General features: G+C 70.8%; 21 protein-coding genes and 1 tRNA gene. 11 read left to right on the plus strand and 11 right to left on the minus strand.

The window, feature by feature from the left end; genetic code table 11:
* Positions 1-16: 16 nt before the first annotated feature.
* From pknB to Q5722_RS07850, 7 genes are read right to left on the minus strand one after another with little or no spacing between them, the layout of a single operon-like run.
* Positions 17-1,783, minus strand: a complete 1,767-nt coding sequence (pknB, locus tag Q5722_RS07820) for a Stk1 family PASTA domain-containing Ser/Thr kinase (RefSeq protein ID WP_305027649.1) — start codon at positions 1,781-1,783, stop codon at positions 17-19.
* A complete protein-coding gene (locus Q5722_RS07825) occupies positions 1,780-3,189 on the minus strand; it encodes a protein kinase domain-containing protein (RefSeq protein ID WP_305027650.1) in 1,410 nt (469 codons plus the stop codon). The genes pknB and Q5722_RS07825 overlap by 4 nt, the downstream gene beginning before the upstream one ends.
* The gene (locus tag Q5722_RS07830; protein ID WP_305027651.1) at positions 3,186-4,646 is read right to left on the minus strand and encodes a peptidoglycan D,D-transpeptidase FtsI family protein; all 1,461 of its coding nucleotides are present in this window, start codon (positions 4,644-4,646) and stop codon (positions 3,186-3,188) included. Before Q5722_RS07830 ends, Q5722_RS07825 begins: the two co-directional genes overlap by 4 nt.
* Positions 4,647-4,698: 52 nt before the next feature.
* On the minus strand, positions 4,699-6,126 hold the full coding sequence (locus Q5722_RS07835) for an FtsW/RodA/SpoVE family cell cycle protein (protein WP_439652484.1): 1,428 nt from the start codon (positions 6,124-6,126) through the stop codon (positions 4,699-4,701).
* On the minus strand, positions 6,126-7,481 hold the full coding sequence (locus Q5722_RS07840; protein ID WP_305027653.1) for a PP2C family protein-serine/threonine phosphatase: 1,356 nt from the start codon (positions 7,479-7,481) through the stop codon (positions 6,126-6,128). The genes Q5722_RS07835 and Q5722_RS07840 overlap by 1 nt, the downstream gene beginning before the upstream one ends.
* A 5-nt stretch (positions 7,482-7,486) precedes the next feature.
* On the minus strand, positions 7,487-7,963 hold the full coding sequence (locus tag Q5722_RS07845; protein ID WP_305027654.1) for an FHA domain-containing protein FhaB/FipA: 477 nt from the start codon (positions 7,961-7,963) through the stop codon (positions 7,487-7,489).
* Entirely contained in the window at positions 7,956-8,663 is a 708-nt protein-coding gene (locus Q5722_RS07850) for an FHA domain-containing protein (protein ID WP_305027655.1), read from the minus strand. Before Q5722_RS07850 ends, Q5722_RS07845 begins: the two co-directional genes overlap by 8 nt.
* Positions 8,664-8,796: 133 nt before the next feature.
* Between Q5722_RS07850 and Q5722_RS07855 the strand changes: the two genes are divergently transcribed.
* From Q5722_RS07855 to Q5722_RS07865, 3 genes are all read left to right on the plus strand, one after another.
* A tRNA-Leu gene (locus Q5722_RS07855) sits at positions 8,797-8,879 on the plus strand.
* A 117-nt stretch (positions 8,880-8,996) separates the two neighbouring features.
* On the plus strand, positions 8,997-9,572 hold the full coding sequence (locus Q5722_RS07860; protein ID WP_305027656.1) for a nitroreductase family protein: 576 nt from the start codon (positions 8,997-8,999) through the stop codon (positions 9,570-9,572).
* A 34-nt stretch (positions 9,573-9,606) separates the two neighbouring features.
* Positions 9,607-10,290: a hypothetical protein gene (locus tag Q5722_RS07865; RefSeq protein WP_305027657.1), complete on the plus strand. Its 684-nt coding sequence runs from the start codon at positions 9,607-9,609 to the stop codon at positions 10,288-10,290.
* Between the two features lie 13 nt (positions 10,291-10,303).
* Here Q5722_RS07865 and Q5722_RS07870 read toward each other — a convergent pair whose 3' ends face one another.
* Entirely contained in the window at positions 10,304-11,083 is a 780-nt protein-coding gene (locus Q5722_RS07870; RefSeq protein WP_305027658.1) for a maleylpyruvate isomerase N-terminal domain-containing protein, read from the minus strand.
* Positions 11,084-11,279: 196 nt separating this feature from the next.
* Between Q5722_RS07870 and Q5722_RS07875 the strand changes: the two genes are divergently transcribed.
* From Q5722_RS07875 to Q5722_RS07910, 8 genes are all read left to right on the plus strand, one after another.
* On the plus strand, positions 11,280-12,788 hold the full coding sequence (locus Q5722_RS07875) for a fatty acid desaturase (RefSeq protein WP_305027659.1): 1,509 nt from the start codon (positions 11,280-11,282) through the stop codon (positions 12,786-12,788).
* Positions 12,788-12,979, plus strand: a complete 192-nt coding sequence (locus tag Q5722_RS07880) for a ferredoxin (protein WP_305027660.1) — start codon at positions 12,788-12,790, stop codon at positions 12,977-12,979. Before Q5722_RS07875 ends, Q5722_RS07880 begins: the two co-directional genes overlap by 1 nt.
* 1 nt (position 12,980) lies before the next feature.
* Positions 12,981-13,595 carry a TetR/AcrR family transcriptional regulator gene (locus Q5722_RS07885; RefSeq protein WP_305027661.1) on the plus strand — a complete coding sequence of 205 codons (615 nt, stop codon included), beginning with the start codon at positions 12,981-12,983 and terminating at the stop codon, positions 13,593-13,595.
* A 59-nt stretch (positions 13,596-13,654) separates the two neighbouring features.
* A complete protein-coding gene (locus Q5722_RS07890) occupies positions 13,655-14,860 on the plus strand; it encodes a M15 family metallopeptidase (protein WP_305027662.1) in 1,206 nt (401 codons plus the stop codon).
* A gap of 40 nt (positions 14,861-14,900) precedes the next feature.
* Positions 14,901-15,857 carry an NADPH:quinone oxidoreductase family protein gene (locus Q5722_RS07895; RefSeq protein WP_305027663.1) on the plus strand — a complete coding sequence of 319 codons (957 nt, stop codon included), beginning with the start codon at positions 14,901-14,903 and terminating at the stop codon, positions 15,855-15,857.
* Positions 15,858-15,888: 31 nt separating this feature from the next.
* Positions 15,889-17,826 (plus strand): M13 family metallopeptidase, encoded by a 1,938-nt coding sequence (locus Q5722_RS07900; protein ID WP_305027664.1) that lies wholly within the window; start codon positions 15,889-15,891, stop codon positions 17,824-17,826.
* A gap of 70 nt (positions 17,827-17,896) precedes the next feature.
* Complete coding sequence (locus Q5722_RS07905) at positions 17,897-19,999, plus strand: RecQ family ATP-dependent DNA helicase (protein ID WP_305027665.1); 2,103 nt, start codon at positions 17,897-17,899, stop codon at positions 19,997-19,999.
* A 101-nt stretch (positions 20,000-20,100) separates the two neighbouring features.
* The gene (locus Q5722_RS07910; RefSeq protein ID WP_305027666.1) at positions 20,101-20,751 is read left to right on the plus strand and encodes a hypothetical protein; all 651 of its coding nucleotides are present in this window, start codon (positions 20,101-20,103) and stop codon (positions 20,749-20,751) included.
* Positions 20,752-20,811: 60 nt separating this feature from the next.
* On the opposite strand, the gene Q5722_RS07915 is transcribed toward Q5722_RS07910, so the two are convergent.
* The 3 genes from Q5722_RS07915 to Q5722_RS07925 form a co-directional block, all read right to left on the minus strand.
* Positions 20,812-22,386, minus strand: a complete 1,575-nt coding sequence (locus tag Q5722_RS07915; protein ID WP_305027667.1) for a DHA2 family efflux MFS transporter permease subunit — start codon at positions 22,384-22,386, stop codon at positions 20,812-20,814.
* A gap of 101 nt (positions 22,387-22,487) precedes the next feature.
* Positions 22,488-22,976, minus strand: a complete 489-nt coding sequence (locus tag Q5722_RS07920; RefSeq protein ID WP_305027668.1) for a DUF6328 family protein — start codon at positions 22,974-22,976, stop codon at positions 22,488-22,490.
* A 73-nt stretch (positions 22,977-23,049) separates the two neighbouring features.
* Complete coding sequence (locus tag Q5722_RS07925) at positions 23,050-23,535, minus strand: glutathione peroxidase (RefSeq protein ID WP_305027669.1); 486 nt, start codon at positions 23,533-23,535, stop codon at positions 23,050-23,052.
* Between the last annotated feature and the right edge of the window lie 33 nt (positions 23,536-23,568).

Raw genomic sequence — 23,568 nt, forward strand, 5'->3', positions numbered from 1 at the left:
CCCGGGCCGATGACCCTCAGTTGCCGAAGAGGTTGCCCCCGATGCCGCCACCGCCGGTGCCGGGGTCGGTGGTGGGCGTCGTCGTCGGCGTGGTGGTGGGCGTCGGCGTCGGCTCCGGCTTCTGGTAGGTCGTGACCTGGATCGTCACGGACGAACCGGACGGCGCCTCGGTGCCGGCCTTCGGGAACTGGTCGATGACCGTGCCCTTCGGCGCATCGGTCGGGAAGTCGACGCTGTCGACCTGGCAGGTGAAGCCGCGCTCCCGGATCGCCCTGCAGGCGGCGTCCTGCCTCTTGCCCACGACGCCGGGGATCTTCTTCGGACCCGTCGAGAGGTACAGGGTCACCTTGCGCCCCTCGACCACGGTCTGCCCGCCCACCGGGAACTGGTCGACGACCTCGTCCTTGGGCTCGTCGGACTGCCGCTGCTCGGTGCCGACCCTGAAGCCGGCGCCCTCCAGGATGCGGCGAGCGTCCTCGAGCGACCTGTTCGTCACGTCGGGCACCTCGGCGGTCGGGGGACCGAGGGAGACGACGATGTGCACGGTGCTGCCGATGTCGGCGAGCGACCCGGCCTGCCGGTCCTGCGAGATGACCTTGCCCCGGGCGACATCGCGGCTCGCCTCGGTCGAGACCTCGGGCACGAACTGGCTGGCGGTCAGGGTCCGCTCGGCCGCGGCCTGCAGGAGGCCGACGACCTTCGGGACGGTGACCTGCTCGGGCTCGTTGGTGCCGAAGAGCTTCGGGACGCCGTAGGCGATCAGGCCGGCCAGCAGCACGATGAGGAGACCCCAGACGAGCCAGCGCCGGCGGTGCGGCTCCTCGGCCGGGACCGGCGCCATCCCGACGGCCGTGTGGTTGCCGGTGGTCGCGGCGTACGCCGGGGCGGGGACGACCGCCGTCGGCGCGACCGCCGCGACGGGCGGGGCCTGGACGGCGTGGCCGGCCAGGTAGCGCTCGATGTCGGCGCGCATCGCGGCCGCCGACTGGTAGCGGTCCTCGACGCGCTTGGTGAGCGCCTTCATGACGATGGCGTCCAGCTCCGGCGGGACGTCGGGGTCGTAGACCGACGGCGGCTGGGCGGGCTCGCGCACGTGCTGGTAGGCGACCGCGACCGGCGACTCGCCCACGAACGGCGGCCGGCCGGTGAGGAGCTCGTAGAGCAGGCAGCCGGTCGAGTAGACGTCGGAGCGGGAGTCGACGGACTCGCCGCGGGCCTGCTCGGGGGAGAGGTACTGGGCGGTGCCGACGACCGCCGCCGTCTGGGTCATCGTCGAGGACGCGTCGGAGACCGCCCGGGCGATGCCGAAGTCCATGACCTTCACGTCGCCCGACGGAGTGAGCATGACGTTGGCCGGCTTGATGTCGCGGTGGATGATGCCCGCGCGGTGGCTGTAGTCGAGGGCCGACAGGACGCCCGAGGTGATCTCCAGGGCCCGCTCCGGAAGGATCTTGCGACCCTCGCGCAGGATCTCCCGCAGCGTGCGGCCGGCGACGTACTCCATGACGATGTAGGGCTGCGCGATCCCGTCGACGGACGGCTCCTCGCCGGTGTCGTAGACGGCGACGATGGCGGGGTGGTTCAGCGAGGCCGACGACTGGGCCTCGCGCCGGAACCGGTGCTGGAACGTCGCGTCGCTGGCGAGGTCCGTGCGTAGCCGCTTCACCGCGACCACGCGGCCGAGCCGCGTGTCGACGCCCTTGCGCACCTCGGCCATGCCGCCGCGACCGAGCAGCTCGCCGAGCTCGTAGCGGCCGCCCACGACTCCTGCCTGGTTCGTCATCGGTTCTGTGCCTTCCGCAGCAGGGGGCTGCTCGTGTCGGTCGGCGACGGGCTCGTCGTCGTGGTGTCGGTCGGGGTGGGGGTGGGGGTGGCACTCTCCGTGGGGGTGGGCGTCGGCGTGGGCGCCGGACCCCAGTACTTCACGGCGACGTCGTCGCCCTGCTGCAGCGTGCCGGTCGGGGTGCAGGAGATGACCTGGTCCTCGACCTGGTCGCCGGGGTTGGGCTGCTCCTGGGGATCGGCGACGAGGTCACGGTTGCGGATCGACTGGGTCACGTCGTCGAGGGTGCCGACGCAGACCGACGCCGGGAGCTCGACCGTCGTGTCGGTCGGCGTGGTCGAGATGGTGACCGTCGCCGGCGTGGTCGGCTCCTCCGCGGGCGTGCCCGCGTCGTGCCAGAAGGTCCAGGCGAGGAAGGCCACCAGGGCGCCGACCAGGATGGCCAGCAGCCAGAGCAGGATCCCGCCGCTGCGGTCCTCGCGCGGTGCGGACGCCGCCGCGGGAGCGGTCACCGCCGGCATGACCGAGGTGGCCGGAGCCTCCACGGGCACGCCGAGGCCGGTGGCGACCGGCACGGTCATCGGACCCATCGTGGAGGGGTCGCGCAGCGCAGCTGCCAGGGAGGCACCGTCGGGGAACCGGGCCGTGGGGTCCTTCGCCAGGCACCGGCGTACGACCGCCTGCAGGTCCTGGGGGACCTCACGGGGGAGGTCCGGGACCGGCTGGCGGATGTGCGCCAGCGCCGTGGCGACCGGAGACTCCGCGTCGAACGGACGCTCGCCGGCGAGCGCCTCGAAGAGCACCACGCCGAGGGAGTAGACGTCGCTCGCGGCGGTGGCGACGCCGCCCTCGGCCTGCTCGGGGGAGAGGTACTGCGGGGTGCCCATCACCTGACCGGTGCGCGTCAGGGCGACCGCATCGCCGGCTCGGGCGATGCCGAAGTCCGTGACCTTCACCCGGCGGTCGGGGGTGACGAGCAGGTTCGCCGGCTTCACGTCGCGGTGGACGATGCCGGCAGCGTGGGCGGCGCCGAGCGCGTCGGCGACCTGGATGGCGAGCGCCCGCGCGGGCTCCGCGGGCATCGGCCGCCCCTTGCGCAGCAGGGCGGAGAGCGGCTGGCCCTCGACCAGCTCCATCACCAGGTACGGCGGGTGGCCGGCGTTCGAGGTGCTGCCGAAGTCGAAGACGGCGGCGATGCCGGGGTGGTGCAGCGAGGCCGCGTGACGGGCCTCGGTCTCGAACCGCGCGCGGAACTCCGGGTCGTCGGCGAGCTCCGCCTTGAGCAGCTTCACGGCGACCGGGCGGTGCAGGACGGTGTCGGTCGCCCGCCACACCTCACCCATGCCGCCCGTGGCGATGCGCTCGAGGAGCTCGTAGCGCTCCAGGTCGTCGGCGTAGCGGGTCACTTGTTGATCACCGCCTCCATGACCGCCTTGGCGATCGGTCCGGCGAGTCCGCCACCGGAGATCTCGCCGTTGGAGCGCTGGCTGTTCTGGATCATCACCGCGACTGCGACCTGCGGGTCGTCGGCCGGCGCGAAGGAGGTGAACCACGCGTAGTTGGAGATGTCGCTGCGTCCGGTCTGGGCGGTGCCGGTCTTGCCGGCGACGCGGATGCCGGGGATGGCCGCGGTGTTGGCGGTGCCCTCCTCGACGACGCCGACCATCATGTCCGTGAGCTGGCGCGCGACGGCGGAGCTGATCGCCCGCTTGTAGACCTCCGAGTCGGTCTTGCCGAGCGAGTCGAAGTCGGGGGACCGGAGCTCGTCGACGAGGTGTGGACGCATGAGGACGCCGTGGTTGGCGATGCCGGCCGCGACCATCGCCATCTGCAGTGGCGTCGCCGCGACGTCGGCCTGGCCGAAGCCGGAGAGCGCGGTCTGCGGGCGGTTCATGGACGGGTAGCGGCTGCGCACCTGGCCGGTGAGGTCCTGCAGCGAGGTGTCGTTGAAGCCGAAGTTCTCGGCCATCTTCTTCATCTTCGCGTTGCCGAGCTTGTCGGCGATGGCCGCGAAGGCGGTGTTGCAGGACCACTCGAGCGCGTACTTCAGCGTGATCGTCGCCGGGTTGCACGCGCTGCCCGTGGAGTTGTGCACGATCGAGGTGCTCTCGGGCAGCTTGTAGCCGGCGCCGGCCGGGACCTGCGAGTCCTCGTCGTAGAGGCCGTTCTCGATCGCCGCGGCGGCGGTGACCAGCTTGAACGTCGAGCCCGGCGGAAGCGTCGTGCGGATCGCACGGTTGAGCTTCGGCTGCGCCGGGTCGCCCTCGAGCTGCTTGTCGGCGGCCGACACCTTCGACAGGTCGTGCGATGCGAGCCGGTTGGGGTCGTAGGAGGGCAGCGACACCATCGCCAGGATCCGGCCCGTGGCCGGCTCCAGCGCCACGACCGAGCCCTGGATCCCCGTGCCGAGCGCCTGCAGGCCGTCGTACGCCGCCTTCTGCGCGGCCGGGTTGAGGGTGAGCTCGACGCTGCCGCCCTTGGGCTGGCCGCTGCCGATCAGGTCGGCGAGCCGGGCGCCGAAGAGCCGCGGGTCGTCGCCGGAGAGCACCGAGTTCTCCGCGTGCTCGATGCCGGACTGGGAGAAGTAGGAGAACCACCCGGTCTCGTGGGCGTACAGGGCGCCCGCGGGGTAGCGGCGCTGCCACTTGTAGCGGTCGTCGGACTTCACCGAACGCGCGACGGGCTCGCCGTCGACGAGGATCGCGCCGCGCTCGCGGGCGAAGGACGCCTCGATGACGCGGCGGTTGAGCGAGCTCTTGTCGAGCGAGTCGGCCCGGAAGTACTGCAGGTACGTCGCGTTGCCGAGCAGGACGAGGAAGAGCAGGCCGCAGAAGAGCGACAGCGTGCGGATCGGCTTGTTCATCGGAGCCCCCGCTTTCCGGAGAGCGCAGCGAGGCGGAGGGTGGCGTGGCTCATCAGGGACGGACCGCCTTGACGATCTGGGTGGTCTCGACCTCGGCCGGCTCCTCGAAGGAGAGGTCCGGAACCGGACGCCGGGCCTGGTCGGAGATGCGGAGCACCAGCGCGATGATCACCCAGTTCGCGACGAGCGAGGAGCCGCCGTACGAGAGGAACGGGGTGGTCAGGCCGGTCAGGGGGATCAGGTCGGTGACGCCGCCGACGACGACGAAAACCTGCAGGGCGAAGATGACCGCGAGGCCTGTGGCGACCAGCTTGCCGAAGCCGTCGCGGCAGACCAGCGCAGCGCGGAGGCCACGCTCGACGATGAGGCCGTACATGAGCAGGACGGCCATGACGCCGGTCAGTCCGAGCTCCTCGCCGATGGCGCTCATGATGAAGTCCGACTCGGCGTAGGAGGTCCGCCACGGCTGGCCGTCACCGAGGCCGCGGCCGAGGAGGCCGCCCCACGACATGCCGAACAGCGAGTTGCCGACCTGCTGGGAGCCGGTCTCCCAGGCGCCGAACGGGTCGAGCCAGGTGACCACGCGGGCGTGGACGTGGCTCTCGACGAAGTAGGCGCCCACGGCACCTGCGACGAAGAGCAGTCCGCCCACGAAGAGCCAGCCGGGACGCTCGGTCGCGACGTACAGCATCGTGAGGAACAGGCCGAAGCAGAGCAGTGACGTGCCGAGGTCGCGCTGGAAGACCAGGATGCCCATGCCGATCAGCCACATCGCGAGGATCGGACCGAGGTCGCGGCCCCGCGGCAGGTCGATGAAGAGGAACCGGCGCCCGGCCAGCGCGAGCGCGTCGCGGTGGACGACCAGGTAGCCGGCAACGGCGACGACCAGCAGCACCTTGGCGACCTCGCCGGGCTGGATGCTCATCGGCCCGATGTGCACCCAGATGCGGGACCCGTTCACCTCGCGTCCGATGAACGGGAACATCGGCAGCAGCAGGAGCACGATCGCCGCGAGTCCGCTCGTGTAGGTGTAGCGCTGCAGGACCCGGTGGTCGCGCAGCACGACGAGGGTGCCGATGAAGAGCGAGACGCCGATCGTCATCCAGACCAGCTGGTCGTTGGCGAAGACGTGCGGCGCCTTGCCGGTGCCCGCGGCCTGGTCGATCTGCGCGAGGTCGAGCCGGCGGATCACCGCGAGGCCGAGGCCGTTGAGCGCGGCCACCACGGGCAGCAGCACCGGGTCGGCGTACGGCGCGGCGATGCGGACCGCCACGTGGCACGCGACGATGAGGACCGCCAGCCAGCCGCCGTAGCCGACGATGTTCGTCGGCACGGCACCGTCGACACCGATGCCGACGGCCGCGTAGCCGCCGATGCCGACGGCGAGCGCGAGGATGAGCAGGAAGAGCTCCGCGCCGCGGCGGCGGCGGTGCACGAAGCCTAGGAAACCCGGCTGGCCCGTGGGCGTGCGGCCCATCATCACTCGCCTCCCTGCTCGGCGGCGAGGTTCTGGATCACGTGGCGGGCGTCCTCGAGGGACCGGGCCTCTATGCCGTTCTCGACCGTGCCGCGGACGTAGTCGCTGAGGGTCGCGACGGCGAGGTCCGACTGCTCGTAGGCGGTGCCGAGCTCGACGCCGAGCAGCTCGCTGTCGATGCCGCGGAAGATCGTGACGGCACCGTCGTGGACGCCGACGTAGTACTGCTGCTGGCTCCAGAACCACGCGCCCGCCGCTGCCATCCACAGGATGCCGAGGACGACGGCGGTTGCGCTGAGCCGCTTCAGCCAGACGAACCGGCGGGGCGCGCGCGGTGCGTAGCGGAGCTCTTCGGCGTGGTCGATCGGGTCGGAGGCGATCGCCCGGCCGGCCCCGTCGGGCAGCTGGTCGACGGCCGGGACGGGCTCGAGCTCACCGGTGTCGCCGGAGCGGTGCCCGCGGAAGCGGCTCGCGCTCGCCGCCGCCAGACCGGTACGCCGGCGGGGCAGGTCGGCAGCGGCACCGACCAGCAGCGGGGTCGGGTCCACGGGCGCACCCTGGTCGGCGGGCACGACGTCGGCGACGACACACGTCACGTTGTCGCTGCTGCCTGCCTCGAGGCTGGCCCGGACCAGCTCGACGGCAGCGAAGTCGGGGGTCGCCGTGCCGAGGATGTCGGCGATCCGGTCGTCGTCGAGGACGCCGCACGCGCCATCGCTGCAGAGCAGGAGACGGTCGCCGGCGCGGACCTCCTCGGAGAAGAGGTCGGGCTCCGCCTCGTGGACACCGTCGAGCGCCTGCAGGATCAGGTTGCGGTGCGGGTGGACCCGCGCCTCCTCCTCGGTGATCCGGCCCTCGTCGATGAGCGACTGGACGAAGGTGTGGTCCTTCGTCAGCCGGGTCAGGACGCCGTCGCGCAGCAGGTAGGCACGGGTGTCGCCGACGTGGCCGATGGCCACCCGGTGGCCGTCGAAGAGCGCGAGCGTGGCTGTCGTGCTGGTGCCGTTGAGGGCGGGGTCGTGCTCGACCAGCTCGCCGATGCGGTCATGGGCTCGGTGCAGGGCGCCGGCGACGAGGGAGACGGGATCGCCCGCGGGCTGCTCGTCGAGCCGGCGCAGCTGCTGGACCGCCGTGCTCGAGGCGATGTCGCCACGTGCGGCGCCACCGACGCCGTCGCAGACGGCGAGCAGCCACGGACCGGCGTACCCGGAGTCCTGGTTGTCACGGCGGACCCGGCCGACGTCGGAGAGCGCCGCGAAGCGGAGCTCGAGCGGCGCGGCCTCCACGGCCTCCGTCTCGCCGGTGGTCTCGGGAGCGGCGACCTGCTCCTCGACCGGGACGTCCGGGGTCTCGGACACGGTCGTCACTTCCTCAGCTCGAGGATGGTCTTGCCGATCCGGATCTTCGTGCCGACCGAGATGGCGGTGGGCTGGTTGATGCGTGCCGCGCCGACGTAGGTTCCGTTGGTCGAACCGAGGTCCTCGACGAACCACTGGTCGCCCGATGCGGCGATGCGGGCGTGGCGGGTCGAGACGTAGTCGTCGTCGAGGCGGATCGCGGCGTCGGGCCCGCGGCCGATCAGGATCGGCGCCTGGTCGAGCTCCGCGCGGTCTCCGGCGTTGCCGCCCTCGACCACCGCGACGTGGGTGGGGGCGCCGCGCCGCTTGGGCGCCGGCTTGGCGGCGGGCTTCTTCGCCTTCGCGGCCTTCGGAGCTGCCTGACCGGTGGAGAGCCGCGCGCCGAACATGTCGGTGCGGATCACGGAGATCGCCGAGAGGACGAAGATCCAGAGGACCGCCAGGTAGGCGATGCGGATCAGGAAGAGGGTCAGCTCAGACATGGCCATCCTGACGGTCAGTCACCCTGTGCACGGTCAGGGTGGTGTTGCCGAGCCGCACGACGGAGCCGTCGTAGAGCGTCGCGCTCTGTGCCGGCGTGCCGTCGATGAGGACGCCGTTGGTCGAGCCGAGGTCCTGGACCGTCAAGCGGTCGCCTGCCAGGGCGAACCGCGCGTGCTGGCGGCTGATGCCCGGGTCGTTGATCTGGAGGTCGGTCTCGGTGCCGCGCCCGACGACGAGGCCGGGTGCGTTGACCGGGTTGCGGGCGCCGTTGACCTCGAGGAACCAGCGTGCGCGGGCCACCTGCGTGTCGGAGGCGTGGGTCGTGACCTTCGCCTGCGCTGCGCTGCGGACCCGGAAGCGGCCGGTCGTGAGGTCCTCGGCGACGTCGAAGTCGATGTGCACCGGGCCGGGGAAGACGTAGCTCTGGTGCTCCGCGTGCTCGCGCAGGCTCTCGGTGAGCTCCCCGGCGAGCGTGGTGTCGTACGGCGCGAGGCGCTCGAGGTCGGTGGGGCTGAGCTCGACGTGGAACGAGTTCGGCACCAGGCGTCGGTCACGGCTGAGGACCTGCGCGTTGTTGTCCACCTCGCGCTGGAGCGCGGCGGAGATCTCCACCGGCTGCACGGCGCTGCGGAAGACGCGTGCGAACGCGCCGGCCACCATCTGCTCGAGGCGGTCCTCGAAGCGCTGCAGGCCGCTCATCGGCACCTCCTCGTCGGTGTCGGTCCCATCGGTGATGCCGCGATCGTATCCACATCAGCCCCAGCAGCCCCCGTGGCGCACCGCCCCGGTTTGGGAGAAGGGTCGCGCCTGGGATACCGTGCTCCTGCTTCACGCGCGAGTGGCGGAACGGCAGACGCGCTGGCTTCAGGTGCCAGTGTCCGAAAGGGCGTGGGGGTTCAAATCCCCCCTCGCGCACGTGATGGAGAAGGGCCCCGGTCGAGAGACCGGGGCCCTTCTTCGTTCGTCGACGGCAGATTCACACCCGGCGCAGGCGGACCCCCGTCCTGCCGTGGTCCTCCTACACTCGCCCGCATGCCGAACGCCGACCTGACGCCGTACCTCCGTGACCGCTGGAGCCCGCGGGTCTTCGACCCGACGCACGAGCTGACGACCGCGCAGCTCGAGCTGATCCTCGAGGCCGCCCGCTGGGCGCCGAGCGCGGGCAACACCCAGCGCTGGGCCTTCCTCGCCGGTCTGCGCGGGGACCCGACGTTCACCGAGTTCCAGCGGTACCTCTCGCGGGGCAACGCCGGCTGGGTCGCCAACGTCAGTGCCGTCGTCGTCATCTGCTTCCAGACCGGCGCCGCGCCCGAGGACCAGGAGACCCCGTACCTCGACCTCGCGGAGTACGACGCCGGCCAGACTGCCGCGCACATGACCGTCCAGGCTGCCTCGATGGGCCTGCACGCCCACCAGTTCGCGGGATTCGACCACCAGGGCGTGGCCGATGCGTTCGGCGTGCCGGACCACTGGCGCGTCGCCACCGGTATCGCGATCGGGCGGATCGGCGACCCGGCGACCAGCGACGTCCACGAGAAGGACCGCTCCGGCCGCAAGCCCCTCTCCGAGATCGCGTACGCCGGCAGCTGGGGCGCGCCGCTGGTCTGAGGCGGCGCCGCGCGGACGTGTTTGGATGGCGCCCATGACACCCCTGCCGACCGGACGCCGTGCCGCGAGCCGCCGCGCCGCCATCCTCATGGTGGTCGCCCTGCTGCTGCTCTTTACCGTGCCCGCGGTCTGGAGTGCCTGGAACGCCTGGCGGCTCGACGCGGTCGGGGTCTCCACCGTCGCGACGGTGACCGACACCGAGGCGGTGCCGAAGAAGGACCCCACGCAGTTCTTCGTCCGCTACTACCTGCCTGCCGATGCCGACCCGCGCCGGGGCGACTACATCGCCAAGGTCTCGGAGGCTGCCTGGCAGGCGGCACAGGAGAGCGACACGATCGAGGCGACCTACCTCGAGGGAAAGCCGGGGGTGAACCGGGTCGAGGGCCAGGTGCGCAGCCACTTCGGGCTCGTGCTGACCGTCCTCGGTGACCTGGCGCTGCTCGCGATGCTCGCCCTCGCCCTGAAGTTCCGGCCGGCACGCGACAAGCCGCTGGTCCTGCTCGCGACAGCCGACGTCGTGCGCGCCCGCCCCGGCTTCGCGGTGGAGAAGGACGGCGTGGAGCACGTCGTGCGTGGCGACGTCGTGAGGATCGGTGACGGCGAGATCGCCCTGCACGTCGGTGAGGGCCGCGAGGTCCGCGTCGTGCTGGGGGAGTACCGCAACCCGGTCGGCTACCAGCAGCCGGCCGAGGTGCGCGGCCGCCGCTTCGAACCCTGACGGCTCGCGGGGCTCACGCCCAGGTGATCCGCGCCTTCTCCCGCCACAGCGCCATGCCGTCGCCCGGGTCGCCGGCGCCCGGGGCCGCCGAGCGGTTCCAGAGCTGGAGGTAGAGCTCCACTGCCGAGCCGTCGACGGTCACGTCGGCGGCGTCGAGCGAGGCGTCGTCGCGAGCGAGGACGGTGGTCACCGCCGGCTCGTCGGTCACCTGCACCAGCCACCCGCGGTCGCCCTCGTGCGGGCGGACCGCGAAGCTGAGGGGCGTCGGGGACCGGAGCCGCGACTTCGAGCGCGGCAGGAAGCCGCAGAGCAGCTCGTCGACGCCGTCGAGCGCGGTCTCCGGGCGGATCCACGTCTCGCCGGCCGCCGGAGCCACCCCGAGCGAGGCCGCCATCGCGTCGATCGCGTGGATCGTCGTCTCGTGGCACTGGCGGCGGGCCCAGAAGGCGCGCGGAGCGGGTGCGTCCTTGAGGAAGACGGGTGCTGCCACGGTCTCGGGAGCACGGGTCAGCGCCGTCGCGAGCTCGATCGCGCCGTCGCGCAGCCACTCCAGCGGGTCGACGGCCGAGCGCCCCTCGCGCTCGAGCGCGTCGGTGTCCGTCGCCTGTCCGGTCAGCAGTCCCGCCGCCCAGCGATGGACCATCCCCTGGTGGGCGACCAGGTCGCGCACCCTCCAGTCGGGGCAGGTCGGTACGGCAGCGCGCAGGCCGGCCCGGTCGGCGTACCGCGTGAAGGCGAGGAGCGCCTCGCGCAGCGCGTCGAGGTGGGCGGCGACGTCGAGCGTTGTCGGCATGTCCCCAGCGTGTCAGCCCGGCCCGATCGCTGTCTCCCGGGTTTCGCGGCGATCCGGTAACAGTCCCGACGTGTCCGGCGTCACACGGTTACCGAGACGCCATGTCATTGACACATTCGGTTTACAGATGCGACCTTGGTGTCAAGCCTTTACAAGGGGTCGACCTTTGTAAAGAAAGACGCGAGGAGGCACGACCATGGCGGCAGTTGCCGGCACCGTTCCCGAAGGAACGACCGAGATCTGGAAGGACAAGAAGCGGTACCTGTGGCTCTGGGGCCTGATGGTCCCCGGCTTCGGCATCGCCTTCGCTGTCGCCTGGGTGGCGAGCGGCGGCTGGTGGGGGTTCGCCCTCGTCGGCCCGCTGCTGATCAACGTGGTCATCCCCCTGCTCGACCTCATGTTCGGCCTCGACGGCAGCAACCCGCCGGACGAGGTGATCGAGGAGCTCGAGAACGACAAGTACTACCGCTACGTCGTCATGGCGTTCGTCCCGCTGATGTTCGTCATCCTCTTCGGTGGCTACGAGATCATCAGCGGCGGCAACCCGGTCGAGACCGTCGTGAGCGCCGTCGGCCTGGGCGACTGGGGCCGTGAGCACCTGAGCGCCAACCTCATGGCGACCTCGATCCCGATCACGTGGTGGCTGCAGGCGCTGTGGGCGCTCTCCATCGCGGGCGTCGTCGGCGTCGGCATCAACACCGCCCACGAGCTGGGCCACAAGAAGGAGTCGGTCGAGCGCTGGCTCGCCAAGATCACGCTGGCCCCGACCTTCTACGGCCACTTCTACATCGAGCACAACCGCGGCCACCACGTCCGTGTCGCCACCCCGGAGGACCCGGCGTCCTCGCGGCTGGGCGAGAACCTCTACCAGTTCATGCCGCGCACGGTCTTCGGCTCGCTGAAGAGCTCGTGGGAGGTCGAGGCCAAGCGCTACAAGCGCAAGGGCACGCACCCGTTCCACATCGGCAACGACGTCCTCAACGCGTGGGCCATGTCCGTCGTCCTGTACGCCGTGATCATCGCGCTCTTCGGCTGGAAGGTCGCACCGTTCATCCCGATCACGGTCATCTTCGGCTTCTCGCTGCTCGAGGTCGTCAACTACCTCGAGCACTACGGCCTCAAGCGCCAGAAGGTGGGGCCCGAGGGCAAGCAGCGCTACGAGCGCGTGCTCCCCGAGCACAGCTGGAACAGCAACAACATCGTCACCAACATCTTCCTGTACCACCTGCAGCGCCACTCCGACCACCACGCGAACCCCACCCGTCGCTACCAGGCGCTGCGTGACTTCAAGGAGTCCCCGGCCCTGCCGACCGGCTACGCCGGCATGATCAACCTGGCCCTCATCCCGCCGCTGTGGCGCAAGGTGATGGACCACCGCGTGCTCGAGCACCTCGACGGCGACATCACCCTCGCGAACATCCAGCCGGGCAAGGAGGCGAAGTACTTCGCCAAGTTCCCGCCTCCGGCCACGCACGTCCAGCACGAGGACCACTTCGCGCAGGACCAGTCCGGCGAGGTGCTCGCCGCGCAGTGCCCGGGATGCTCCTACACGTACGTCGTCGAGGCCGGCGACGAGCACCAGGGCTTCGCGGCCGGCACCGCGTGGGCCGACATCCCTGCAGACTGGTTCTGCCCCGACTGCGGCGTGCGTGAAAAGATCGACTTCGTCCCCGTCGACCCCGAGACCCTGAAGGTAGTGAGCTGATGAAGATCGTCGTCGACCGTGACAAGTGCGAGGGGCTCGGCATGTGCGAGTCCATGGCCCACGAGTACTTCGAGGTGGATGACGACGACCAGGTCATCATCCACAACGAGAACCCGCCGGAGGAGGACCGCAAGATGGTCCTCGCCGCGGTGAACTCCTGCCCGGTCCTCGCGCTGTCGCTCGAAGGCTGACATGAGCATCGATCTCGGGACGGCGAACGTCGACGCGGCGGTCACCCTGCGTGACCGCCTCGTCGACGCCGCGACGGCGGTGACGACCACGGAGGGCTGGTCGTCGGTCACCATGGCACGGCTCGCCGAGGCCGTCGGCGTCAGCCGCCAGACGGTCTACAACGAGATCGGCACCAAGCCCGCGCTCGCGGAGGCGATGATCCTCCGCGAGCTCGCGCGCTTCCTGGAGGCGGCGGACCGTGCGTTCCTCGCCCACCCCGACGACTTCTTCGCCGCGCTGGGCGAGACCGTCACCGGCGTCCTCGAGTTCGCCGAGGGCAACGAGCTCCTCAAGGCGATCGTCTCCGCCACGCACGGCGCGGACACCGAGCTGCTGCCGCTGCTCACCACCCACTCGGCCACGCTGCTCGAGACCGCGAAGATCATCATCGGCGAGCACATCGCGGCGTACGAGCTGGGGGTGGAGGACCACCGCCTCGCCGGCCTCACCGAGACCATCATCCGGGTCGTTCTCAGCCACGTCATGCAGCCGGGCTCGTCGCCGGACGATGTCGCGGACACCCTGGTGTGGATGGCGCGACGGATTCTCGATCCCGACGCGTCCACGGCGGGTTAGTCTCGATCCTGGGAGAGAGTCCGGGACGGGTCCCGGGTGACGTGGGGAGAGATCGGGTCATGGCACGGATGGGTCGCGCGCGGGTCGGAGCTGCCGTCGCGCTGTCGTTGTCGCTCGCGCTCGCCGGGTGTGGCGGTGGCTCCGGCAAGGCGCAGCCCACGCCGACGGCGACGCCGAAGCCCCAGGTCTCCGTGCCCGTGGTCAGCGAGGACCACGCGATGCCCCAGCCGCCCCGGCTGGTCGGCGGCAACGCCCAGCCCGACATCCTGATCTACGCCGCGAAGGCCCTGTCACCCGACATGGTCAAGCGGATCTCGGCGATCAAGGTGGGCAAGGCGAAGGGCGTGACGGCCACCGAGCTCTTCTCGCTCGCCTCCCCCTCGATCCAGGGACAGACCTACAACGTCGCCGCGGTCGACCCCTCGTCGTACCGCCGCTTCTCGCCTGCCGCCCAGCAGGCCGAGATCTGGTCGCGCCTCGCTGCCGGCGAGATGGTCGTGAAGTCCAAGGGTGCCGCCGACCAGGTCCAGTCGCAGCCCAACTTCATCTCGATCGGCACCGGTGACGACGCCCGCAGCGTGCACATCGGCGCCTTCGCGCCCGAGCCGCCGCTGATCGACATGGTGGTCAACAGCAAGTGGGGCGCCGACCTGTTCGACGTCCACGACAACGCGCTGCTGATCTCCACCGGCGACCACACGCCGCAGTCGATCAAGAAGCAGGTCGAGGCGATCGTGAAGGGCACCGGCGCCTCGATCCAGCTGCTCGACGTCGCCACCCGTCGCGGGCTCGACCCCAGCGCGGTGCAGACCGCGGTTGCCACCGGCGGCTCGATCGGTGCCGAGATCGGCACCTACCACTACCGCGTGGTGGGCAGCCAGGTGATCCCCGACGCGTCCTGGGTCGCCGCCCACATCCGCACCGAGGTGATGCCGATCGTCGGCACGGTCAGCTGCGACAAGGTGATGCTGCTCCAGCTGCGTGCCGCGCTCAACGAGCTGATCCAGCGCGGGCTCGACAAGTACATCCACACCACGGCGGGCTGCTTCAACGCCCGCTTCATCGCCGGCACCACCAGCCTGTCCAACCACGCCTTTGGCATGGCCATCGACTTCGACGCCCCGCAGAACGCGCGTGGCACGGCCGGCCAGATCCCGCCTGCCGTGGTCCAGGTCTTCAAGGACTGGGGCTTCGCGTGGGGCGGCGACTGGCACTACACCGACCCGATGCACTTCGAGCTGGTCCGGATCATGAAGGTCGTCTGACCCCTCCTGCTGCGCGACGTGCTGCGCTAGGTTCGCCGGCATGCGCGCCGTACAGGTCACGTCCCTCGCCGGTCCCTCCGCCGTCGAGGTGGTCGATGTGCCGGAGCCGTCACCGTGGCCGGGCCAGGTGGTCATCGAGGTGGCCGCGGTCGGCGTCTCGTTCCCCGACCTGCTGCTGAGCAAGGGGGAGTACCAGCTCAAGCCCGAGCTGCCGTTCACGCTCGGTGTGGACTTCGCCGGCACGGTCGTGCAGGCCGGTGGTGGCTTCGAGGTCGGCCAGCGCGTCGCCTCCTGCCTGCCGTACGGCGGTGCTGCCGAGCGTGTCGCGCACGCGCCCGACTTCGTCTTCGCGCTCCCGGACTCGCTGTCGTTCGAGAAGGCCGCGGCGATCCCGATGAACTACATGACCGCCCACTTCGTCCTCGTCGAGCGCGGCGACCTGAAGGCGGGCGAGACGGTGCTCGTGCACGGCGCTGCGGGCGGAGTCGGCACCGCGACCATCCAGGTGGCTCGCGGCCTAGGGGCGCGCGTGATCGCTGTCGTGTCGACCGACGCCAAGGGGGAGGTGGCCCGGGCGGCGGGCGCCGACGAGGTGGTGCTGCTCGAGGGGTTCCGTGACGCGGTGACCGCGCTCGGTGGCGCGGACATCGTCGTCGACGTGGTGGGCGGCGACGCCTTCACCGACTCGATGCGCTGCCTGCGGCCGCAGGGCCGGGTCATGGTGGTCGGCTTCGCTGCCGGTCAGGGCATCCCCGAGGTCAAGGTCAACCGGCTGCTGCTCAACAACATCGACATCCGCGGTGCCGCCTGGGGCGCGCACGCGATGGTGACGCCCGGCTACATGCAGGACCAGTGGGCGGCCCTGCTGCCGCTGATCGAGGACGGCACGATCGACCCGCCGATCGGGCAGACCTATGCCTTCGAGGAGTTCGGCCGGGCACTGGCCGACATCGACGAGCGGCGGGCGGTCGGCAAGTCGGTCGTTCGGTTGACGTGAGGCTGTTGGCCTGACGGCTAGGGTCGGATGCGTGAGCATTCTCGACGACGCCCGGCCTGGTTTCGACCACGCCATCCGCCCCCAGGACGACCTCTTCGGACACGTCAACGGCCAGTGGCTGGCGACCGAGGAGATCCCTTCTGACCGGTCCAGCTGGGGCCCCTTCGTGACCCTGGCCGACCAGGCCGAGGAGCACGTCCGGGCGATCATCGAGGAGCTCGCCGCGGCAGCGCCCGATCCCACGACGGAGCCCGGCAAGATCGCGGCGCTCTACGCCTCCTTCATGGACGAGGCCGCCGTCGAGGCCCGCGGGATCGAGCCGATCCGGCCGCTGCTCGACGCGGTCGCGTCCATCCACGACACCCGGGACCTCGCTGCGCTGCTCGGCGAGCTCGAGCGGGTCGGTGGCGCGGGCCTCTTCGGCTCCTACATCGACACCGACTCCAAGAACTCCGACCGCTACCTCTTCCACATCACGCAGGGCGGGCTGGGCCTGCCGGACGAGAGCTACTACCGCGACGAGAAGTTCGCCGAGATCCGCACCGCGTACGTCGCGTACCTGGCGAGGATCCTCGGCCTGGCCGAGGTCGAGGACGCCGAGGGCGCCGCCGAGCGGATCATGGCGATCGACACGAAGCTCGCCGCCGGCCACTGGGAGCGCGCCGAGACGCGCGACGTCCAGAAGACCTACAACCTGACCACCCGCGCGGAGCTGCTCGAGCTCGCCCCGGGCTTCGACTGGGCGGCCTACCTCACCAACCTCGGGGCCAAGCCGGAGACGCTCGACGAGGTCATCGTGCGCCAGCCCAGCTTCCTCGCCCACCTCTCCGGCGTTCTCGGCGAGGTGCCGGTCGAGCAGTGGCGCGAGTGGCTGGTCTCCCGCGTGCTGCGGTCGGCGGCGCCGTACCTGCCGGCGGCGTTCGTGGAGGCCAACTTCGACTTCTACGGTCGCACCCTCTCCGGCACGCCGGAGCTCCGCGCCCGCTGGAAGCGCGGCGTGTCGCTGGTGGAGGGCGCCCTGGGTGAGGCGGTCGGGCGCGAGTACGTCGCACGGCACTTCCCGCCGGTCGCGAAGCAGATGATGGACGAGCTCGTCGCCAACCTGCTCGCCGCCTACCGCAGCTCCATCGAGAAGCTCGACTGGATGACCGCGGAGACGAAGGAGCGCGCCTACGAGAAGCTCGCCACCTTCCGGCCGAAGATCGGCTACCCCGAGAAGTTCCGCGACTACACCGGGCTGACGATCGGTGACGACCTGGTCGCCAACGTGCAGGCCGCCGCGGCGTTCGAGAGCGACCGCCAGCTGGCCAAGATCGGCTCGCCGGTCGACCGCGACGAGTGGTTCATGCTCCCGCAGACGGTCAACGCCTACTACAACCCGGGCACCAACGAGATCTGCTTCCCCGCGGGCATCCTGCAGAAGCCGTTCTTCAGCCCCGACGCCGAGGCGGCCGAGAACTACGGCGGCATCGGTGCGGTCATCGGCCACGAGATCGGCCACGGCTTCGACGACCAGGGCGCGCAGTACGACGGCGCGGGCAACCTCAACGACTGGTGGACCGCCGCGGACAAGGAGGCGTTCCAGGTGAAGTCCAAGGCCCTCATCGCGCAGTACGACGGCTTCTCGCCGCGCAACCTGCCCGGCGAGCACGTCAACGGCTCGCTCACCGTCGGCGAGAACATCGGCGACCTCGGCGGCCTGACCATCGGCCACACGGCGTTCGCGATCGCGCTGGGGCGCACGCCCACGGCGGAGGAGTCGCAGACGCTCTTCTCCAACTGGGCCTACTGCTGGCGCACGAAGCGTCGCATCGAGCAGGAGCGGCAGTACCTCACCATCGACCCGCACAGCCCGCCGGAGTTCCGCGCCAACATCGTGCGCAACCTCGACGAGTTCCACGACGCCTTCGGCACCCAGCCCGGTGACGGGCTGTGGCTCGACCCGGCGGACCGCGTCCGGATCTGGTGACGAACGCCGGCCGGCGCTGTCTGTGGACGGCGCCGGCCGCGGTGTCAGACGCCGCTGGTAGACAGTCCGCATGACCTCTCTCTCTGCTCCTGCCGTCGACCGGGTGGCCATGCGGGCCGAGGCCGAGGCCTGCCTGCGGGCGCTCGTCGGCCGCGACGACGCGGTGCTGCGGGAGGACCAGTGGACCGCGATCGAGGCCCTCGCGGTCGACCGTCGGCGAGCGCTGGTCGTGCAGCGCACCGGCTGGGGCAAGTCGGCGGTCTACTTCGTCGCGACCGCGCTGCTGCGGGCGCGCGGTGCAGGTCCGACCGTCATCGTCTCGCCGCTGCTCGCGCTGATGCGCAACCAGATCGGGGCGGCGGAGCGTGCCGGCATCCACGCGGTGACGATCAACTCCACCAACCCGGAGGAGTGGTCGCGCATCGAGGCCGCGATCGCCGCCGGGGAGGTCGACGTCCTGCTGGTCAGCCCTGAGCGGCTCAACAACCCCGGGTTCCGCGACGAGGTGCTGCCGCGTCTGGCGGCGACGACCGGCCTGCTCGTCGTCGACGAGGCGCACTGCATCTCCGACTGGGGCCATGACTTCCGGCCCGACTACCGCCGGATCCGGACCATGCTGGAGGACCTGCGCCCGGGGATCCCGGTGCTGGCGACGACGGCGACCGCCAACGCGCGCGTGACGAAGGACGTCGCGGAGCAGCTCGGCGAGGACGTCCTGGTGCTGCGCGGTTCCCTCGACCGCGAGTCGCTCCGGCTCGGTGTGGTCCGGCTGCCCACGCCCGACATGCGGCTGGCCTGGCTGGCCGACAACCTGGCGTCGCTGCCGGGCTCGGGCATCGTCTACTGCCTGACGGTGGCGGCGACGCAGGAGGTCGCGGCGTACCTGCGCGACCGGGGGCACGTCGTCGCGGCGTACTCCGGGCAGACCGAGACCAGCGAGCGGGAGGCGCTCGAGGCCGACCTCGCCGCGGGCCGGGTCAAGGCGCTGATCGCGACCTCCGCGCTCGGGATGGGGTTCGACGCGACCCTCGGCTTCGTCGTCAACCTCGGGGCGCCGGCCTCTCCGGTCAGCTACTACCAGCAGGTCGGCCGCGCGGGGCGTGGCACCGACGACGCCGTCGTCGTCCTGCTCCCCGGCGTCGAGGACCGCGACATCTGGGCCTACTTCGCCTCGCTCGCGTTCCCGCGGGAGGAGCTGGTCCGCCAGACCCTGTCGGTGCTGGCCGAGGCGGGCCGGCCCCTGTCCACCGCCGCCCTCGAGACGTACGTCGACCTCAACCGCACCCGGCTGGAGACGATGCTCAAGGTGCTCGACGTCGACGGCGCGGTGCAGCGGGTCAGCGGCGGCTGGACGGCGACCGGCCAGGAGTGGTCCTACGACCGGGAGCGCTACGCGCGGGTCGCCGAGGCGCGCCAGCGCGAGCAGCAGGCGATGCTCGACTACCTCACCTGGGGCGGCTGTCGGATGGCCTACCTGCGCCGGCAGCTCGACGACGAGGCGCCCGACCGGTGCGGTCGGTGCGACAACTGTGGCGGCCTGCCCGTGCCGACCGGCGTCTCCGAGGCGGCCGCCGCGGAGGCGCGTGCGGCGCTGGGTCGGCCGGGCGTCGCCCTCCCTCCCCGCAAGATGTGGCCGACCGCGCTCGCCAACCTCGGCATCGACCTCAAGGGCAGGATCGCCGACGCCGCGGAGGAGGGCCGGGCCATCGCGCGGCTCACCGACCTCGGCCACGGGCAGGCGCTGCGCGAGCTCTTCCGCGACACCACCCCCGACGGTCCGGTGCCCATGCCGCTGGTGCAGGCGATGGTCACCGTCCTCCAGGACTGGCGTCCGCGCGTCGACGGGATCGTCTTCGTCGAGTCCGCCCGTCGCCCCGGCCTCGTGCGCGACCTCGCTGACGGCCTGTCGCGCTACCTCCAGGTGCCGCTGCTGGGTCGGTGGTCGATCGTCGACCCGTCGGTCGATCCCGGGAGGGGTGCGGCCAACTCGGCCCAGCGGGTGGCCGCGGTGCTCCGCCGATCTGCCCTCGAAGGGCAGATCCCGGCGGGAGCGTCGGTGCTGCTGGTCGACGACCGCACGGTCACCGGCTGGTCGCTGACGGTCGCCGCGCGGGCGATCCGCGCCGCCGGCGCCGAGCGCGTGCTGCCGCTCGTGCTGGCCTCCGACGCCTGATCGTGACCTGACCCGCCCGGAGCGCGTGCAACCGGGACCGCGCCCCGTGCGTCGAACGTGCGTGGGTCAACGACGACCCACCCTCACCTTCGGGAGTCACGATGAACAAGCTTCTCCTCGCCACCTGCGCCCTCAGCCTGCCCGTCGCGCTGGTCGGAGCGAGCCCCGCCGAGGCCTCCTCGCGCTGGAGCTACCGGAGCACCGACCTGTCGGCCATGGCCGACGTCAGCATCACCGGGGCCCTTCCCGGAGCCAGCGGAAATGTCCACCTCGGCAGCATCTACGCGACCAGTGGTGGCTGGGCGGAGGTCTACGTCAGTGACTGGACCTGTCCCGACGGTGCGTGGCCCTACCCGGAGGGCGACGGCGGCGAGGGCTACCCGCCGGAGGAGAGCCCCTGCACGTTCGAGGGGGCGCACGACTACTCCGGCGGCCCCGACCAGGTCGCGGTGTCGGTGAGCAAGAAGCTCGCGGCGGCATCGATCCGCGGCACCCTCACCTCGTCGACCTACGACGAGGAGACCGGCACGGAGAGCACGTCGACCGTCGACGTCGGCATCGCGTTCACGGGGACCGGGGCGACCTGGAGCACCACCGACTACTCGAAGGACGCGCACTACACGTACAAGTACGCGACGACGAGCCGTGCTGCCACCGTCAGCGGCTCTGTCGCGAACCTCGACCTCGGTGCGGCCTCCTCGTCCGGCACGCTGACGCTCACCCGGTCCTACGAGCGCGGCATGACCAAGTGAGGCCCTGAGATGCAGCGGAGGCCCCCGGGATCATCCGGGGGCCTCCGTCGCGCAGGTGGATCAGTGCATCATCGCCGCGGGATCGACCGGGGCGACCTTGTGGCGCGGCAGGAACAGCGCCGGGATGAAGCAGAGGCCGACGAGGATCGTGCCGACCACGTAGACCGAGCCGAACGCCTCGCCGAAGTCGGCGATGGCGTGCTGCATGGCAGCCGGGATCTGGTCGGCCGAGAGGTGGAACTTGGCCAGCGCGTCCGCCACCTTGCCCTCGTCCGAGCCGGCCAGCGCGAGAGCACTGCCCGACCGGTCCATGAAGCCGTTGGTCAGGATCACCGAGAAGATCGCGGTGCCGATCGAGGCCGCGACCTGCTGCGTCACGTTGAGCAGGGTCGAGCCCCGGGCGATGTGCTCGTGGCTCAGCGTGGCGAGGGCCGCACTGAACATCGGCATCATCGTGCAGCCCATGCCGAGGCCCATGACGAAGAGGCCTGCGAGGATGCGGAGCGTCGACGGGTCGTCGCCGATGTTGATGAAGAACGCCATCCCGATCGTGTCGAGCACGATGCCGGTCATGACCACCTTGCCGGGGCCGATCTTGTCCGAGAGCACGCCGGCGACCGGCATCGTCAGGACGGCACCCAGGCCCTGCGGGATCAGCAGCAGGCCCGAGTGGAGCGCGTTCTTGCCGAGCACCTGCTGGAAGTAGAGCGGGAAGAGCAGGCCCGCGCCGAAGAAGGCGACCGCGAAGAGCGCCATCGCGATGACGGCGATCGTCATCTGCTTGTCCCTGAAGAGGCGCAGGTCGATCAGCGGGTGCCGGTTGGACCGGTTGAGCGCCCACGGGATGAACGCAGCGACGAGCAGGGCGCCGATCACCGTGAAGACGATGACCTGGGTGGTCCAGATCGTGCCGTGGTCCTGCTTGGCGCCCGGGATCGAGGAGACGCCGTAGAGCAGGGAGGCCAGACCGGGCGAGAGCAGCAGCATGCCGAGGAAGTCGAAGGACTCCGACGGCTCCACGTCGTCCTTGGGGAGCACGGTGAAGGCGTAGATGAGGGTGAGGACGCCGATCGGGACGTTGACCAGGAAGATCCAGTGCCAGCTGGCCGCGTCCACGAGCCAGCCGCCGAGGATCGGGCCGCAGATCGGGCCGAGCATCATCGGGATGCCGAGGATGGCCATGACGCGACCGACGTTCTGCGGGCCGGCCTTGTGGGTCATGATCGTCATGCCGAGCGGCATCAGCATGCCGCCGCCGAGGCCCTGGAGCACGCGGAAGACGACGAGCATCTCGAGGTTCTGAGCAGAGGCACAGGCCGCGGAGCCGAGCGTGAAGAGCAGCACCGCGAGCATGAAGAGGCGCTTGGTGCCGAACCGGTCGGCCGCCCAGCCGGTCAGCGGGATCACCGCGGCCAGCGCGAGCGTGTAGCCCGTCATCGTCCAGGCGACCTGCGCCGAGGTGGCGTCGAAGGTCTCCTGGAAAGTGCGGAGGGCCACCGAGACGACGGTGACGTCGAGAATGGACATGATGGCGCCGAGAACCACGACGCCGGCGACGAGGAACGTGCCCGGGGGCAGCGGCTCGATCGTGGGCTTGTCCGCCGCAGGCGGGTCTTGGGTGAGATCAGAAGTCACAGACATCGATGCTAGGCACAACCACTGACATCGGCATCAGACTTTGGGCGAGGGTTCGGGTGGCCCTGACCACATCGTGTGGTGTCTGCAACGACTGGTCCTCAGGGGGCGCCGTTGCCCTCGTGCCGGGCCATCCGCAGCGAGTGGAGCGGCAGCACGACCCAGAAGAGCGTCACCAGGCCGGCGTACAGGACGTCGATCACGACGGTGAGCGCCGAGCCGAACAGGTAGTCGGTGACGAGGGTGAGGATGCCGAGGATGGAGAGCGACACGAGGCCGATCGCGGCCAGGATCTGGTGGTTGCCGCGTACGACGACCCGCTCCTTGTCGCGCCGGCGGAAGGCCATCCGGTGGTGCACGACCGGGGCCACGACGATGATCGCGGCGACGCCGGTGACCAGGAGCGTCAGGTAGTAGACGACCCGCTGGAAGTCGGTCGCACGCGCGAAGCCGGCACTGAAGGCGATGACGAGCAGGAAGCCGACGAGCAGGAGGATCCCACCCTGGATGACCCGCAGCTCCTGGAGCAGCTCGTTGAGCTCGCGGTCGAGGTGGTGCGACTGCGCAGCGGGGCTGTCGTTGGCCGTCATGGCCGCACGCTAGACCCGCGGGGGCGGCGGGGGAAGGTGGACGGAGGCCAAATCTCCGCGATTGGGCGCCGGGTCAGACGAGCGCGTCGATGACCGCGACCACCTGCGGGTCGTCCGGCACGACCTGCGGGCTGAAGCGGGCGATGATCGCGCCGTCGGGGGCGATGACGAACTTCTCGAAGTTCCAGCGGATGTCGCCGGCCTCGCCCTTCTCGTCGGGCGTCTTCACGAGGGCGTCGTAGATCGGGTGGCGGTCCTCGCCGTTGACGTCGATCTTCTCGGTGAGCGGGAACGTGACGCCGTAGGTCATGGAGCAGAACTCCTTGATCTCCTCCGACGTGCCGGGCTCCTGGCCGCCGAACTGGTTGCACGGGAAGCCGATGACGGTGAAGCCGCGGGCGGTGTACTCCTCGTGCAGCTTCTCGAGGGTCTCGTACTGCGGGGTCAGGCCGCACTTCGAGGCGACGTTGACCAGCAGGGCGGCGCGCCCGCCGGTGATCTCGCCGAGCGTGGAGGGCGTGCCGTCGAGGAGGGCGATCTTCGTGTCCAGGATGCTCACGTCGTCGAGCCTAGCCGGAGCAGCCATGCGCCC

The organism is Nocardioides jiangxiensis, from assembly GCF_030580915.1.
GTDB classification, from domain to species: domain Bacteria; phylum Actinomycetota; class Actinomycetes; order Propionibacteriales; family Nocardioidaceae; genus Nocardioides; species Nocardioides jiangxiensis.